This window comes from Paenibacillus sp. FSL R5-0378, assembly GCF_038009285.1.
Lineage (GTDB): Bacteria > Bacillota > Bacilli > Paenibacillales > Paenibacillaceae > Paenibacillus_AQ > Paenibacillus_AQ favisporus.
In genome coordinates, this window is the sequence record NZ_JBBPAY010000002.1 from 462569 (window position 1) to 479005 (window position 16437).

A 16437-nucleotide genomic window follows, 5' to 3' on the forward strand; every position below is an offset into this window, starting at 1 on the left:
TGTGCAGTATTTCAGGTCGGCGATCGATGGTATTCCATGGTTTCCGGATGATGGCCGCAATAAAGTCTTTCCAGGTAAGCGGGGATAAGGGAGCGAGATAGGGGAGCGAGATAGGGGACGCCGAAGGATTCCAACCGCGAAAGATACAAAATAACCGCGATCGTGGATAGAATAAATCCATACATCCCCAGTACCGATGAACACATCAATACAAAAAGCCGGACGATGCTCACCGAGCCAACAAGCGACTGATTGACTAATGTAAAACTCGAAACGGCGGTCACGGCCGATACGACCAGCAACGTCGTAGAAGCAAGGCCGGCCCGGATCGCTGCATCCCCGACCACGATGCCCCCAACGACGGCTACCGTTTGGCCGACCGCTTTAGGCAGCCTCTCGCCGGCTTCCCGGAACAACTCGAACATGCCAATCATTAAAATGGCCTCGATGGGTCCTGGTATAGGCAATCCAATCCTTGACATCGAGATCGTAGCCAAGAGCGGATACGGGATTTGTTCCACATTATAAGAGGAGAGTGCAATCCAAAAACCAGGAAGAAACAAAGACGTCACCAGGCCGATAAAGCGCAAAATCATCCCTAATGTCGAGTAATAAAACGGAAAATATGCATCCTCAGGCGATTTTAACAGAAGCGTCAAATTGGCCGGTCCGATAATAGCGTTCGGGGCCCCATCGACAATGATAGCGAATCGCCCGTGGACGAGGCAGTCTGCCACATAATCGGGACGGCCGGAATAATCCAATAACGGAAACAGAGTGAAGGAATAATCGGAGATGATTTTTTCCAATTGGCTGCTCCCCATGATGTTATCCATGTTAATATGCTTCAACCGTTTTTTGGCCTCTTTCACAATTTCAGGTTGAATGATGTCTTCGATGTAGAGCAAAGCGACTTTGCTGTTGCTCCTCTTTCCAACGGTAAATTGTTCGTAGCAAAGGGAATTGGTGCGGAGGCGTTTCCGTATCAAGGCCACGTTGGTTGGTACTTCCTCCACGAACCCGTCCTTCGGCCCTTTGATGGATATTTCCGTATTGGATTCCGAAGGGCTGCGATGAGGGGGGGAAGCAATATCCAATCCATATGCAGCATTAAACTTGGAAAAATAAATAAGGAGTTGTCCCGAAAATACACTTGTGATGATGTCTCCGGTCTGGTCGATCGGGGTTAATTCCAGTTTCTTATCCAGTCCCATGCCGGGTTTCGAGTGATTCAGCATGCTTTCCAATCGCGGAAGCACATATTCGTTGATTTGCTGAATATCCGCTAAACCTTCGCAATAGATAAGGAGAACCGGCTGCGAAGATTCAGCATTGCCAAAGTCATACGAATCTGTCTTGACATCCGCGCAATTATGAAATAAGGAATGAAGCTCTTCGGATGACCATTGGTGTTTGCCGGACACTGCGGCAGAGGATTCTATAGAGGGCGTTTTCTTTGTTGATCCATGATCCAAAAGTGTTTTCCATAACCAGCGAAATTTCATTTGCGACTCACCCCAGTCCTATTTTTTACGAGTACTGCGATAAACAATAACAAAGACACGCCTACAACCAGTCCTAAGGACAAAGGTAAATAGACATGCTTCAAGAAGCCTGCATACTGCATGTCGCTGATGGGTATTTCGACAAGGACAACCATTGCGATACCGAGAATGGTCAGCCAAACATGCCTGATGTTCTTATGCTGGTTGGCCGGCAAGAGTTCGACGAGAAGGAAGAGCGACATGGAAATCCGCACAAAGGCTCCCGATAGCCACTGGTAAATGGATAAGAAATCCACATGCCGGATATATTTCCCGACCTGGACGAGCCGCCATTCTTCATAAGCCGGGTACCGCAGTTTGGCTGCTTCAAAGGGTCCGAATTCGGCTATTGCCCCCGTAACAGGTCCAAACACCAAAATGACCAGGAAGATGGCCAATAGACACAGCGACCAAGGACGAATGACCTTTTTCAATCGATGCTGAAAGAGCAGAATGATAATCAGCTCTACAAGTCCCCCGCCAACATACACGCTTCCTTTGAGGATCGGTTCGATTCCATGTTCCATCATGGGGGTCAACAAGGAGTAGTGTTTTTTGGGGAGATTGGCACTCATGACGAAATCCCCAAATACGATGACGAAAGGTAGTAAAATTCCCGATGTTATGGCGATCGAACGTAATCCGGCTTGAGCAGCGAAACAACATAAGAGAACTATTGAAGCGGATAAAACGAGTTGAGGGGTTCTTGGTAAGTAAGAGGCGTGCGTCCAGATGGTTGTATCTTTTACCGTCAAGACCATGATCGAAAAAAGATAGGCAATGAAAAAGGCCCGAAATACAGCGCTTATTGCCGATCCATAATTTTCGCGCAACCAAGTCGAGATTTGTTGCTGCTTTGTTTTTTTCATGATGTAGTAAAGAAGCAGCGTCCAAATGGTGTACGGTAAAATAACAGCCAATACACTTAGCCACGCGTCTCTTCTGGCTTCTTGCAACAAGGAAGGAATGACCATCACATGGTTCATTAACCCTACCGCTAAGGCAATAATGGAGAATGAGGGAATAATTCCGATCGCAATACCTGTTTTATTAACCATATAGTCCCCTTGTCAACGAAATGGTTCTTTCTACTTCAGTTTTTGTTATCCAACTAAGGAAGAAACCGTAAACCTCATAAACATTAATTTCCATAATTTCTTAAAATAATTCCTAAAACCTCGTATTTTACTTTCCTTTTCCTACACGGCGTTGCGCATCCCCAAGAATGAATTCTCCCTGGGCATCTGTGTCGTCTGAAATCACGGTTCGATGAATGACTATAAGCTCTGAAAGTAATAAATTTGTGACTTTTGTGTCTTTCGATAGTTCATCAACTTTATGTAAGAGTTGCTCTGTAAGATGGTTCTGCTTATTGAACGCATGGTAGAAAGAGTCATTTGATTTTTAGTCATTTGCTGAAACAGAGCTGTTTGCTTACGCATGCTTTGTATGATTGACGTCCGTATCCTTCCTGAAGAAGGAAGAATGGCTGGATAATCTAGCTGTAAAAGTTTTCAACGGCGAATTGATTTTGTTTTTTGATGGACTTGCGGCCGCCTTTACCCTAGACATTGCCGAAGCGCCCAAACGAAATGCGGAGGAAGCTAATACGGAAGTATCGATTCGCGGGCCGCGGGACGGGTTTATCGATGATCTTTCGGTGAACGTCGCGTTGGTTCGCAAAAGATTGAAAACGCAATCCATGGCATTCGAACAATATTCACTTGGGAACCGAAGTCAGACCAAGGCAGGACTTCACTACCTCAAAGATATCATCCGGCCCGAAGTGGTCGAGGACTGCAGGCTACCCTGCCGGGAGGTTTTTTTATATTTTAGGTATAGATTGAACCAGGATTACCCAAAATAAAAAAGGGTAAACTCCTAGGATGGTATCTGCTTTCTCTTTTTTGCTGGCCGTCCGTTTGGGCGGCCTTCAAAATAGATAAACCAATTATGCGAAAATATATAAAAGGTGAATTTAAATGGTGAAAACAATAAATACATATAAAAGACTCGCCTGGATTGGGGCTATTGTCTCTGCATCGACTTTTTCATTAACAGGTGATTTATTTTTCTTAATATTTGTAGTGGCAAATGTCGTAGGGTTGATTATTGTGCCTAAATTGCTTTCACGAATAGAAAAGTAACACAGCTCTCTCTCTTTGGAACGCTAATAACGACCGCTAATAACAATTCTGCTTATGTTAACCCACATTAACCAAAATAAAGATGGCAAACCACCTTTGCCATTCACTTTCCCTAAGCGGGATCATATCATCATTGTCCTTGCCGCCCTTTATTATGGGCGGCCTTTTTTTATTTAGCCATTCCGCTTCAATTTTTCGGTCGGGCGACAACATTATAAGACGGTGCTTTAATATGATCAATGATGGCCACTTAAAAGCTAATAAATCTGATTCTGGTGATTGGGAAATTAGCGAGAGTGATCTGGCTTATCGTGAGCAATAAATCCATGACAAGGAATTTTCTGAGATCTATGCACATATGGCTGTTCAAATGATCGAGAAGGTTCATAACCGGGCATTAAAGGCGGCTTGCGAGGAACTCTTACTTGCTGCGAAGTCGATTGTTAAGCAAGCCGACAATCCGAGTCACTTCACCCAACATGCGAAACGTCTTCAAAATGTACTTGATTCGTATAAGGCAGCGGAAGCACTCACGGTCACGGTAGAATCGCTCAGGAAGTGCAGCCGGCGCCAGGTAGCTGCAGTATTAAATGACCTGATTGGAGGATACCAAATGAGTTTAGCAATTTATTTTCGGGAAACGATGCGCACAAAGAAGCTGTATATTTGCCATCTTATTGATAACGGTGCAAAGAATGCAAAAATCACTATCCTTCGGGATGTCTTCGGTGATTTACCCAAGGATACCAAGACTAAAGCGCCCCTGGATTGGCGTGCAATATACGTCCGGATTGACCGGCCGTTTAAGAATAAAATGATGGAGGCTCCTGCAGAAAAGATCGAGGAAATGATGCTTAAAGCACATCGCCGGCGTATGCAGAAGAAATGTCGAGGGACAAGAACATGGTCCCAATGAAAGCCGCTATTTTAGCGGTTTTTTTGTTTATCGGTACAAGTTCTTGTCTTTTCTTCGGGACAAGAACTTGTACCGATTGCCGTAAAGGACAAGAACATAATCCGATTACCGATTAGATAAGCATCAAACTACATTTCACTAATTCATTAAGCTATTCTAGCTAATAGCTTGTCAATATTTAATTCTTAATGGTTAAAGTCAAAGGTGCTATACTTAAAAGAAAGCATAACAAATAACCGTCCTACAGGATTTGGGAAGGTTTTCCTCAGAAGGTGAGCCTTTCTTGTTTAGCTCAGTCGAAATGCTTCTTTTTTGGTTAGAATCGCATAAACCCAATGGATCAGCTTGTTTACACAGGCAATTACGGCCACTTTAAACGGTTTGCCTTCAGCACGCTTTTTCTCGTAATAAGCTCGGAGCTTTTGGTTGCGAGAGCTACGCAGACCACAGCGTACGGCTTGGTATAAGGCCGTTCGGAGTCTTCTGGAACCGCGTTTAGTAATCGTGTTTCGGGTCGCTGTAAACTTGCCGGAAGAGAACACGCTTGGATCGATACCGGCAAATGCAACCAGCTTTTTTGCATGATCAAATCGATCGATTTCCCCGATTTCAGCCAGAATTGTTGCAGCAATTTTGGTGCCAATGCCAGGTATCGATTGGATCAAATCATATTCCTGTAATTCTTCAGCTAGAGCATCTATCGACTGGTCAAGGTTGGCTAGATGCTCCTGGTACTGAAGAAGTAGGTTAATAAGCAACTCCAGTGAGATAAGATGGCTTGGAAAAGCTGTCTCCTTGAAAGGATTGCGCTCCGCGGCAGCCATTAGTTTCTGGGCACGTTCAAGCGCCCAAGTGGAAGAACGCCCAGCAAGGCACTGGATCGTTGCCGTGATATCTTTCAGGGATCTGACCAACACTGATTGAGACGTAGAGTGAAGAGTCAGAAAACGAAGTGACACCTTCGAATACAGGTCACCAAACACACCATGATATTCCGGAAAGACCTGATCAAGAACCGCCTGAAACTGTAGCTTCGCTTGCACATACATATCCGTTAAAGACTCATGCTGCCGTGTCAGATAGCGCAAATTCATCAGATATTGGCCGCGCTTTTTATAAGGTTCCAACTCTTCTTTGTAAAACAATTCCCCCAGTTGGTACGCGTCAGCAATATCCGTTTTCACCTTACGTAAGTTGGTTTTTTTGGCCTGATGTGAAATCAATGGATTAATAACGATGTACAAGTACTGATGCTCATCTAGAAACTGAACGACAGGGCTATGGTAATGCCCGGTTGCTTCTAACACGACGGCAGGACGCAGACCTGTAAAGAACTCAAGCTCCTGTGCGTATCGCAGAAAAGACATTAGCCCCTCGAGATCATGCCCAAAACGGAAGATTTTGCCGTGAGGCATTCCTCGATTTGAAAAAGCTTGTGCATGACTTTCTCCTTTGGAAATATCCAACCCGATGACGGGATTCATTCAATCACTCCTAGTCTATATTCGCCGGCAGCCCCTAACCTTCTTGTCGTCCATATTATCGCATGTGATTCGGGGTCAAAGCCCCAACTAGCCTAATCATGGTTTAACAAGTAGGGGGGATGAACAGAATAGCTTTCGGGATCTGAGTCCCACGGGCAGAAACGTTCGATCCCCGGCTACCTCAATCTTATGACCACACAAAAATGAGGTCGACCAGTAAGTTCTGGTCACCTCATAATACGATCGGGCAGTATAGTATTAAATCAATCATGCAAAATTGTGGTAAAATAAAGAAAATTTTAAGGCTGGTGAAGTTGTGGAAAGAGAATTGTTAGCCAAGCAGGTTTACGAAACAGCACACTTAACAGGAAGCTTTAAATTAAGATCTGGAATGGAATCAAACGACTATTTTGATAAATACCTGTTTGAGTCTAACCCTGTCTTACTAAACGAAATAGCTGAGCATCTGTCTAAGTTAATCCCTCCAGGAACCGAGGTTTTGGCAGGGCTTGAAATGGGCGGTATTCCAGTCGCAACTGCACTATCTTTAAAGACAGGTATACCAGCGGCTTTCGTTCGAAAAAAAGCAAAAGAATATGGAACATGCAAGCTTGCAGAAGGCATTGAGGTAGAAGGAAAAACTGTTTGTATCATCGAGGATGTCGTTACAACAGGGAGGACAGATCCTCTTAAGTGCGACTGAGTTGCGTAACGCTGGAGCCAATGTTGTGAGCGTCCTTTGTGTAATTGAAAGGGAACAACAAGGAAGAAACAATCTTGAAAGTGACGGTCTTAATTTCTACTCCTTATTTAAGATGGAGGAGCTCCTTGAGGCTTCTGCAACAAGCAACTTAACGTAAATTTATTTCTTACGTGCATAAGCTGTCGAACAATCTAGGCAGCTTCTTTTGTTCAATAAGCTATCTGGGAACGATAGTTGAACCAATACAGGGAGCAGAACGCCGCGACGCTGCTCCCTGTTCTATTGTAATTGGCAGGATAATTCAATAGGATATCAGTCTTTTATGGTAAGATTATAGAACAAGATAAGTTATAGTCGTCGTTTCTAGAATAAACAGTATGAAATTATAGGGGAGTCCTAAATTGAAAAAGAAAATGAACTATTTAATCTTAATTTTAACGATCATCTTTATGGTTGGTTGTACCAATTTAGAAGATCCGCCTATTACAAATGGAGAAAACGCCATACAAGAAGTAAGCAAAGTTGATAAAGAAGCAGAGGGAACTATTACCGAGGCCATTAAGGAACCAAAAGGAGAAGAAAAGGTTGTTAATGAACCGGCAGTCGAGGAAACACCAACCCAACCAAATAACGATCTATTCTCAGGATACGAACGTATTGAAGTGGATGCTTGTGATTTGTCTGGCCATCGTGAACCTAACGTCGTTGTGGATGTTGGTTACGGGAAGCGTAAATACTGGGCATTTACAAACGAACACGGGCAACTAGTGCGTGTCATTGCTGATAAAATCATTCTACAAGATGACAATAAAGAGCCTGTCTCATCGTCTGGTAGGTATTGTGCTGATGAAGCAAAGGTCCCTGGGGTTGAGAGTGCTGTTTTAGACGAAGGACATGCCATAGCTGATTCTCTTGGCGGTGTATCCAATGCTTATAATATCACCCCACAAGATAGTACGCTCAACCGACATGGTGATCAAGCATATATGGAAGACGCTATACGCAAAGCAGGTGGAGCTACTAATTTTGAAGCAATTATCACCTACCCGAACACGAAAACGCAGATTCCCTCCAGTTATCAATACACCTATACGTTAAAGGGTAACGTGATTGTCGATAAATTTGATAATGTGAATCCTGACGAAGTAAACAAAACCCTTGGTTTAACAGACAGTAAGCCTTCTGATTCAAAAAGTTCTAACACAAAAGCGACTAATCCAAATACAAAAGATGATCTTTCTAGTGTTGATACCAATGGTAACGGGAAGATAACGATAAAAGAAGCGAAAGCAGCCGGTTATAGTATGCCAATAACGAGTGATCATTGGTTATACAAATACATGGATGATCGTGATGGTGACGGTATGGTAGGTGAGTAAGACTAAAATTAAATGAACGGAAGAACAGAACATACTCCTGTTTGCCACAATTCCCTATGGATGGTTATAACTAGAGATGAACATCCTGAATGGTTTCAGGGTCATGCGTATCGTTCTGCCCTTGACCATTCCTGCCATGGCAACCGTGTCCCTATTCGTTGCCGTGGGACAATGGAATTCGTGGTTTGACGTATTTCTATACAACTCTTCCAACGTAAACCTTAGCACGCTACAATACGGATTGATGAAAATTTTGCAAACTTCGAACACGGCAGCTACTTCTTCGGCTGGCGACGTTTACCAATCCGCCGGCAGCAGTGCAACGGCTGTTACGCCGGCTTCGATTAGGGCAACCATGACAATCATTGCCAGCGTCCCTATTCTGTTGGTGTACCCGTTCCTCCAGAAGCATTTCGTCCAAGGCATGACAGTTGGAGGCGTGAAGGGATAAGATAAAATGGCGATCCCAAACAGGTTCAATCATAAACACCCAATATTAGAGTCAATTGCGACAGACAGCAGTGAGTCTTCTTTTATTTACAACGCCTTGAAGGAACAAAGTTCTATAACAGCGAGCAGTTCTATCAATTACGGAATTTCCCGAAATCTTCACGTTAATTCGACGTATTTCTTTAATCTATAGGCAGGAGAGAAGATGACAGCGGATTTAAAGAGGATAATAAAAATTGCTGCCATGGTTGAGAGCTATAAATGCAGTGTGTTTTGAAAGAATGGGCCATCCCACAAAAGGATGGCCCTTAAACTTGCCGTTACAGTTAGCACGGAGAACCGCACCATATATTCAAACAAGTAAAGGTTTTCATCGGTTCAACATAGCTTAGGGTTGCTTTGAGCACAAAACAAGAGTAACCCCTCTCTTGGATGTTTAACGTATTAAAGAAAAAAACTCAGACGTTAAATAATACTTAAAAATAAAGCAGTCAACCGTACGCCCAATTCCAGTACCTGCACCGGTAACCAACGCAACGCAACTTTATTTTCAAATCTATTATTCATTGTAATTCTCTCCTTTTATTAAATTATTTGAGAACATTTCAGTAATTCTTTTGAAAGTAAGTATGAAAAAGCAATCTATTCCATACTAAAAATTCTTTTAAAAGCAGGTAAATTTTTAAAAGAATTTCAGCAAATTAACTATTCTATGCTATCCAATAACACTAACACGTCGACGTACATAGTCATTTATATCCAAGCTTATCCAACGCGTTTCCATTCGAAGTTGTGTTATGGGTATGGTCTTAAGACTGCGCACTAAACCATAAAAAGTGGGCATTGATTGGATACAGATGTTTCAAACTAACAAACTAGCCTAGAACTGAATGAACGTTATTTCCATAAGATATAGCACGCCATTCTTGATTGAGCATGCCTCCGTACCGGCTGGATCATTTGGATTAGAGCTCTCCTTCATCCGTGACTACAACGGATAAAAGAATGGATCGCAGAGGCTGCCGCTGCCTAAGTAAAGCGGCTTTTTTGCTTTCTCCACGTTGTCAGACGAACGGTAAGGTGCCGTGTCCACTGTTCGTACCTGACATGCATTATTTCAACAATGTGTGGAGGATGTCGACCTATCGGAGGATAACGGTTACTGTTATTCCTGAGCCAGTATCGGAACCAATCCCGGGTACCACGACGTTTTATGTGGATACCAGGTTTGCAAATGCTCAAGTATGGCGTTCGGATTAGTGTGAATTTTCGCTATGGGTATATGTTAAAATAAACTTAAGAAGTATAATTACTGATCGATTTTCAACAATCGGGCCAGATTGTGGAGTTAGGGAGGTAATCAGATTGTTCATCTCGAAATTATTAAAGTTATGCCAAAACTACACACCCCAAATGAATATTGAACAAAGGGATTATATATGATTGGAGGGAATAGAAAATGGATGTAAGGACACTTTTGTTACAACAATGGGCAAGCTGCTTAGATAAAGAAGACTGGTTTCCACCACTTGAAATAGTACTAGAGAATATTACTTTGGAATAGGCAATTTGGAAACCAGTTGAGGGGGCACATTCCATTTGGGAATTAGTTTGTCATTTACTTTTCTATGAAAAGAGAATTCTGTTACGCTTTCTTGGTGAAACAGCAAATGACCAAAGGCAGAAAATAATGACGCAACATATCGATTACCAACTGAGACCTTTCCAAATTGGAAGAAACAAAACAAGAATACTTTTCTGTTCATCGTGAACTTGAAAAAATACTAGCAAAATCAGAACTAGAAGATTTGTATAGACCGATTCCCGATGACAATCCATTAGTGCTTGAACTGAAGAGTTTAGCTATGCACAATGCATATCATATTGGGCAAATTGTATTCCTCAGTAAATGCAAGGAGCCTGGGCAGGGAAAGGTTGCTTTTAAAAAAGCTTCATTAGCTTTACAGTTATTCCATTAACGGAGCGCGATTGTTGCAGAACAAAAGCCTAATTCCTCGGTAAACTATAAAGAGGAGTTAGGTTTTTTATTTGTGGTGCATTTTTATTGACTGTAATTAATTGTCATCTAAGATTCAGAGAGCTTTGCAGTTGGCTGATATAATGTCGGGGGCAAAAAATGTCGAGGGACAAGAACATGGTCCCAATGAAAGCCTCTATTTTAGCGGTTTTTTTGTTTATCGGTACAAGTTCTTGTCCTGAAGAAAAGACAAGAACTTGTACCGATTGCCGTAAATGACAAGAACATAATCCGATTACCGATTAGATAAGCATCAAACTACATTTCACTACACTAATTCATTAAGCTAACGGGCAGATTAGTGAAACTACACAGTTTTTTAAAGCGTATAATTATTGTAAAAAAACCATATCGCTCATGCGGAGGTGAACTTGACTGGAGCATTTTTATGACTTGGTTCAATTGGCATTCTCGATTGCTCTCATCTCTTCCGTAGTGTTACTTCCATTCACCTATTTTTCTTCACAAAAGATACACTGGGGGCATGAAATTGCTGCAGCCGGTTCAACTTGGTTTGTGGCTGTCAGACTGTCACAACCCAGCAGCATTCAGCGGTGGATCGTACGTATCGCCAGACGAAGAGAAGCACCTGATGAAGACGACAATAGTCCTTCCCCACATTGATATTCCATACTTTCAATTAGGGAGGACAACGATGAAAAAGATTATGTTGCTCCAAAAATGGGCTAAGTCCATTCTCGTCATGTTGATAGGAGTTATTCCGATCATTGTGCTCAGCGGGTGTTCGACAACATCCCAATCAAACTCGATTGATGCCGATTCATCAGGGATATTTAACCACTTTTTTATTTATCCATTTTCGATCTTGATCAAATTCTTCGCGAATGCATTTCACGGAAACTACGGATTATCGATCGTGCTGATGACTTTCATCATCAGACTTGCGATTATGCCACTCATGATGAATCAAACCAAGAAACAAATGGACATGAAAGAAAAGATGGCCGTCCTCCAACCGGAGTTAACTGCACTTAAGGAAAAGTATAAGAACGATGTCAGTGCGGATGCAAAAAAACAACAGCAAGCCGAGATGGTGCAGCTCTACCAGAAGCATCAATTTAATCCCTTAAACATGGGGTGTTTACCGATGCTTCTCCAATGGCCGATCACCCTAGCATTTTACTACGCCATACGTCGTACCTCAGAGATTGCAGCTCACGATTTTTTGTGGTTTAGCTTGGGGAAATCAGATATGATTTTGCCGTTTATTGCCGCTGCGGTGTATTACGTTCAGTTCCGCGTGTCTCAATCCGTTTCAGCGCAGTATCAGCAAAATCAAAATAACCAAATGGCTTTTATCGGGTTGTTATCACCGATCATGATGGGTGTATTTTCTTCTGGGATGCCCGCCGCGTTACCATTATATTGGGCTGTTGGCGGTATATTCATTATCGTGTAAATGATCATACTCAATAAAATGTACATGAAGCCAAAGGCAGCGATTAAAAACCTACCTACTGGTGCAGATGATTTATAAAATCGAACCAGTCATAAAATAATACTGAGTACAGAGCATCTGAGGCGTAACCTCAGATGCTCTGTTATTTTTGTCGGTGGCTCGTTAACGGGAAACATAGTCCAACATAATGAGAAAAATGGGAGGGCTAATTCCCCAAAAGGATGGCCCTAAATCTTGCCGTTACAGGCAAAAGGGGGAACCGTATCATAAATCACAGTTAAACTAACGGGCAGGATAATTTGGTAAATGTTACAATGGATTTAGGGAAATTGATCCAAATATGGGAGGGTAAGAATGGTTCTCTTAATAATAATTATATTAGTAATTGGACTGGCTGGTATTATCGGGAATCAATATTCGATGTTAAGGAAGATGGAGAGAATTGAAGAAACTCTTCGTGAGATAAGAGATAAAAAATAGGCAAATTTGTTCTGCTAAAACCAGCTAATATCTTGTCAACATTTTTCTCTTAAATTAAGTTTGGGATGACGGTATACTGAAAAATAGGCGCACTAAATAACCTTCTCTGTACATGCTGGAAGGCTGTTCTTCCGGATGAAAAATGTGTTAACTAATCTAAATCGACAAACCTTTCTTCCTTCACTAGAAGGGCATAAATCCAGTGAAGGAGCTTGTTGACGCAGGCAATGAGGGCAACCCGGTAAGGCTTTCCGGCTTCGCGTTTCTTATCGTAATATTCACGTAACCTTTTGCTTCCAGTCTTTTTTAGACCGCATAGTACAGCGAGATATAGGGCATGACGCAGCTTCTTAGACCCGCGTTTGGTAATGCGATTGGTTGTCGCTGTGAACTTACCAGAAGAGTAGACGCTAGGGTCAATTCCTGCGAAAGCTACCAGCTTTTTGGCGTGATTAAACCGATGGATTTCCCCGATCTCGGACAAAATCGTTGCAGCGATTTTGCTACCTATTCCGGGAATCGATTGGATAATCTGATAAGATTCAACTTCTTCAGCAAGGGCATCGATCTGACTTTGCAGGTGGGAAAGATGCTCTTGATATTGAAGGAGTAAGTCAATGAATAGTGCTAAGCTTATTAGATGGCTACTATAACTCACTTTTGGAAATGGATTATTTGCTGCAGCAACCATGATACAGCTTGCTTTGTCACTAGCCCAATGATCAGATCGACTAGGGCAGAGGCAGGTAATTGTGTGTGTTACGGTTGATACGCCAGCTGTTTGAAATGCCCCAGGAGTCATGAACTGTTTTAAAAGCAGCAACGAAACTTTTGAATAAAGATCACCGAAAATACCTCTATAATCCGGAAAGACTTGATCTAGAACGGCTTGAAACTGAAGCTTCACCTGTACATACATTTGTGTGAGCGAGTCAAACTGACGCGTTAGATGCCTAAGATTTAGTAGTTGAACCCCTCGTTGCATATGGTCTTCAAATTCCTCTTTGTAGTACAGCTCGCAGAGCCGATAGGCATCGACTGCATCTGTTTTCACTTTCCGTAGACTTGACTTTTTGGCTTGATGTGAAATGAGAGGATTCACAACTAAGAATAAGATACCGTGTTCTTCTAGAAACTGTATTACAGCCTGATGGTAATGTCCTGTCGATTCCAGAATCACAACGGGGGCTTTGCCTGCTGTATCCTGTACAGTTGAAACGACATCTAGCAGTTGGCTAAGACCTACTTGGTTATGCTGAAAACAAAAAGGGTGTCCCATGGGATTGCCTTTGTCTAAGAAAACTTGTCCATCACTTTTACCTTTTGAAATATCCAGACCAATGACAGGATTCATGAAATACTCCCTCCCTTAAAAGTGAAAATGTCGGTACCCCTAAAACAGCTCATAGTTCCACAACATCGCTTGTTATGCGAGATCTAAGTCGTCTCAACCAGCTTAAACATGGTTTCTACAAGTAGGGGGCGATCAGTTTTAGCGACGGGTTACAGACCCAGGGGAACGTCCGATCTGCCCGACTACTGAGAAATACACCACCATAACAAAAGTGGTCAACCAGTAAAAACTGGCTGACCTCATAATACGACGGAGAACGTTAGTTGAATGTACCATGGAGCAGTCTGCCGGCGGCAGTTGCTCCATTTTTCGTTACGCTAACGGGCAGTAGAGTTCAAAATATGCTTTGAAAATCATTAAAAAAGGGGAGCGTGAATACGGCGTTCCCCTTTTTTTCCATCTCGATGCCCGTCTTTGTTACTCAATTTTACCGAATCCGATTTTGCATTAATTCATTCGTTGATCAGCATGGATACGGCTTGCGATCGACTTTGTGAAACACCAGCTGATACAAGATCATCTAGACGATGAAGTGTCTCATCATTTAGACGAGCCGTGATGAGCATTGCTTCGTTTTCCCTTTTCTTTTAGTTTTTTTCAGAGGTGTGCCCTAGCGCGCGACTTGCAATGGGACCAGCTGAAGGAACATGTTGTTCGGGCACAACAACAAACAGACCCGCCCGTTTCAACTGGCGAGTCTGTTTGTTGAGTGTTTGGCTCCGCGTTATCGTTTAAGCATGTTAATATGATCCAGATTCGTACTGGTATTGAAGATAAACTCCAGCTTGTACTTCCCGCGATTATATGTGATTTTCTGCTGTACGAGGGATCCATTCCGAATGGTCACCGATTCGGAGGGGGCGAACCAGTTGCTGAGGAGCATGCGCTTCGTAATGCCGCCGATATTCGTCTGCCGTTCGACATTCGTACCGAAGTAGCGCACTTCACGCAGCTTGTTATTATTGTACGCGAACGCATATCCGGGGTTCCCCATCTCGGCATGATACACGTCGAACCCAGTGGCGTTCGTTCGCGGCTTATTCGGCTGGCCGATCTTACCGATGACTTGTTTACGTGTGCTTACGCCAATCGTGAACATGTTCGCCGAAACGGGGAATTGGCCGTTCAGCGCCGGTTTATAGAAGCTGTTCAGTGTCTTGAGCGCCATCGCTTGGTCTTCGGCGCTCGCTTGCTGCACTACTTTTGCCGCTCCTTGGGCCGCGGCTTGCCCAGAGATTCCAGTCAGGAGAACCAGGCTGGAGAGCGCCACAGCCAGTGCCGGTTTAAGTAGTTTCTTCATGTGTGCATCTCCTTACTTTTTTGTTAGGTGAGATTGATTCTATCTCCCGTAAACCACTATAAAATAATAATTAGATCACTTTCAAATCTAATTTTTTACAACGGCATTCGTTGAAGTCAAGCAATGTGATCAGGCCTAGTTGTTATCAAAGCTAGTATCGCAATAACTGTTGAAACATATACTTAGTGAAGAGGCTTACAAGCGTCAAGAGCCTGAGCTAATGTGCTGAGACCCGTAAGCTAAATGATAAGACGTCAGAAGGGCAAGTTTTAGCGGCAGGTATTACGTCAATGTGCATCATTACACTATCGGGGAACGCTACTTTAATCAATAAGTCTAAAACCTCCTATTAGAAGCAAACTAGAATTAGTTGCTCTAATAGGAGGTTTTATTATGAGACGGATTGTACTATGAAGTGCGACAGCTAAAAACAAAGAAGCCCATGATTCATATGTTTATATCTCTTCCTTATAAGCGAGATACATTCGGATCTAAAATCGTATCGGTGTAAGCAAGCAAACTAACATCAAGTTTCCGTAAGTATTTGTAGGGATATAGGTTCTTATTCGTCTTTGGATTCTAAGCGAAAATCTGGATTACAGAAGAGGAAATTATGGTGGTTTATGATGAATGTAACACTCCGCTATAGGTTATGATACACGAGGAACGATTATCGCGGAGAGTGGTTCGCAACATGGAAAGGAGGGGCAAACTGTTACATGATGTGGCGATGGAAAACATAACATCATTTTTGCCCAAAATAAAGATATTTGAATCGCTTCCGGCAGAAATTATCCGTGAAATCGAACAATTGGTCACAAGATCAAATACGTATAAGCTATCAAAAAACTCTATTCTCCAGAAGCCCGTTGATGAAAGGGATGGCTTGTTTTTCGTAATCGCCGGTAAACTTCGCTTATACAAAACCAATTCGGCCGGCAAACAACATACGGTCTGCATCCTAAGCGAAGGCGGCATGTTTGGCGAAGTTGAAACGTTTTCATTGGGCACAAGAGGGATCTAAATTGTCTTTGCGATTTTTATCGGAAATAAGCAAACGCCTACGGGATCAGGATGAATTGGTGGAAAAATTGGTTTTTAGAGATCTGCGTGGTAAAGTGCTTTACTTTCTCAACCGATTGTCTAAAAAGTTCGGCATAGAAGAAAATGGATACCGAAAAATCGATATTCCCCTGACTCATCAAGAATTGGCCAATATGAT

At 42.7% G+C, this 16437-nt stretch carries 11 protein-coding genes and 3 pseudogenes; 9 read left to right on the top strand and 5 right to left on the bottom strand.

Features of this window, described 5'->3' with window-relative positions; translation table 11 throughout:
* Positions 1–11: 11 nt before the first annotated feature.
* Positions 12–1505 carry a spore germination protein gene (locus MKY74_RS35585; protein ID WP_341014189.1) on the bottom strand — a complete coding sequence of 498 codons (1494 nt, stop codon included), beginning with the start codon at positions 1503–1505 and terminating at the stop codon, positions 12–14.
* Positions 1502–2602 carry a GerAB/ArcD/ProY family transporter gene (locus tag MKY74_RS35590; protein ID WP_341014191.1) on the bottom strand — a complete coding sequence of 367 codons (1101 nt, stop codon included), beginning with the start codon at positions 2600–2602 and terminating at the stop codon, positions 1502–1504. Before MKY74_RS35590 ends, MKY74_RS35585 begins: the two co-directional genes overlap by 4 nt.
* 395 nt (positions 2603–2997) lie before the next feature.
* Here MKY74_RS35590 and MKY74_RS35595 point away from each other — a divergent pair, with 395 nt between their 5' ends.
* Both MKY74_RS35595 and MKY74_RS35600 read left to right on the top strand, forming a co-directional pair.
* Complete coding sequence (locus MKY74_RS35595; RefSeq protein WP_076177133.1) at positions 2998–3411, top strand: spore germination protein; 414 nt, start codon at positions 2998–3000, stop codon at positions 3409–3411.
* Between the two features lie 638 nt (positions 3412–4049).
* Positions 4050–4607 carry a hypothetical protein gene (locus MKY74_RS35600; protein ID WP_341014194.1) on the top strand — a complete coding sequence of 186 codons (558 nt, stop codon included), beginning with the start codon at positions 4050–4052 and terminating at the stop codon, positions 4605–4607.
* A 287-nt stretch (positions 4608–4894) separates the two neighbouring features.
* Here MKY74_RS35600 and MKY74_RS35605 read toward each other — a convergent pair whose 3' ends face one another.
* Positions 4895–6091 carry an IS110 family transposase gene (locus MKY74_RS35605; protein ID WP_076177140.1) on the bottom strand — a complete coding sequence of 399 codons (1197 nt, stop codon included), beginning with the start codon at positions 6089–6091 and terminating at the stop codon, positions 4895–4897.
* A 316-nt stretch (positions 6092–6407) separates the two neighbouring features.
* On the opposite strand from MKY74_RS35605, the pseudogene pyrE reads away from it, so the two are divergent.
* The 5 genes and pseudogenes from pyrE to yidC all read left to right on the top strand — a co-directional run bounded on the left by pyrE (position 6408) and on the right by yidC (position 12081).
* Positions 6408–6951: pseudogene (pyrE, locus tag MKY74_RS35610) on the top strand (orotate phosphoribosyltransferase).
* A gap of 244 nt (positions 6952–7195) precedes the next feature.
* Positions 7196–8173 carry a DNA/RNA non-specific endonuclease gene (locus MKY74_RS35615; protein ID WP_244169483.1) on the top strand — a complete coding sequence of 326 codons (978 nt, stop codon included), beginning with the start codon at positions 7196–7198 and terminating at the stop codon, positions 8171–8173.
* 103 nt (positions 8174–8276) lie between these two features.
* Positions 8277–8624 (top strand): annotated as a pseudogene (locus MKY74_RS35620) (carbohydrate ABC transporter permease); the annotation flags it as partial.
* Between the two features lie 1729 nt (positions 8625–10353).
* Complete coding sequence (locus MKY74_RS35625) at positions 10354–10602, top strand: hypothetical protein (RefSeq protein WP_244169484.1); 249 nt, start codon at positions 10354–10356, stop codon at positions 10600–10602.
* 714 nt (positions 10603–11316) lie between these two features.
* On the top strand, positions 11317–12081 hold the full coding sequence (gene yidC / locus MKY74_RS35630) for a membrane protein insertase YidC (protein ID WP_341014199.1): 765 nt from the start codon (positions 11317–11319) through the stop codon (positions 12079–12081).
* Positions 12082–12712: 631 nt separating this feature from the next.
* On the opposite strand, the gene MKY74_RS35635 is transcribed toward yidC, so the two are convergent.
* Both MKY74_RS35635 and MKY74_RS35640 read right to left on the bottom strand, forming a co-directional pair.
* Entirely contained in the window at positions 12713–13915 is a 1203-nt protein-coding gene (locus tag MKY74_RS35635; RefSeq protein WP_076177131.1) for an IS110 family transposase, read from the bottom strand.
* A gap of 724 nt (positions 13916–14639) precedes the next feature.
* Positions 14640–15215, bottom strand: a complete 576-nt coding sequence (locus MKY74_RS35640; protein ID WP_076177130.1) for a YjgB family protein — start codon at positions 15213–15215, stop codon at positions 14640–14642.
* Positions 15216–15909: 694 nt separating this feature from the next.
* On the opposite strand from MKY74_RS35640, the gene MKY74_RS35645 reads away from it, so the two are divergent.
* The gene (locus tag MKY74_RS35645; RefSeq protein ID WP_076177129.1) at positions 15910–16239 is read left to right on the top strand and encodes a cyclic nucleotide-binding domain-containing protein; all 330 of its coding nucleotides are present in this window, start codon (positions 15910–15912) and stop codon (positions 16237–16239) included.
* Between the two features lies 1 nt (position 16240).
* Positions 16241–16437 (top strand): annotated as a pseudogene (locus MKY74_RS35650) (Crp/Fnr family transcriptional regulator); the annotation flags it as partial.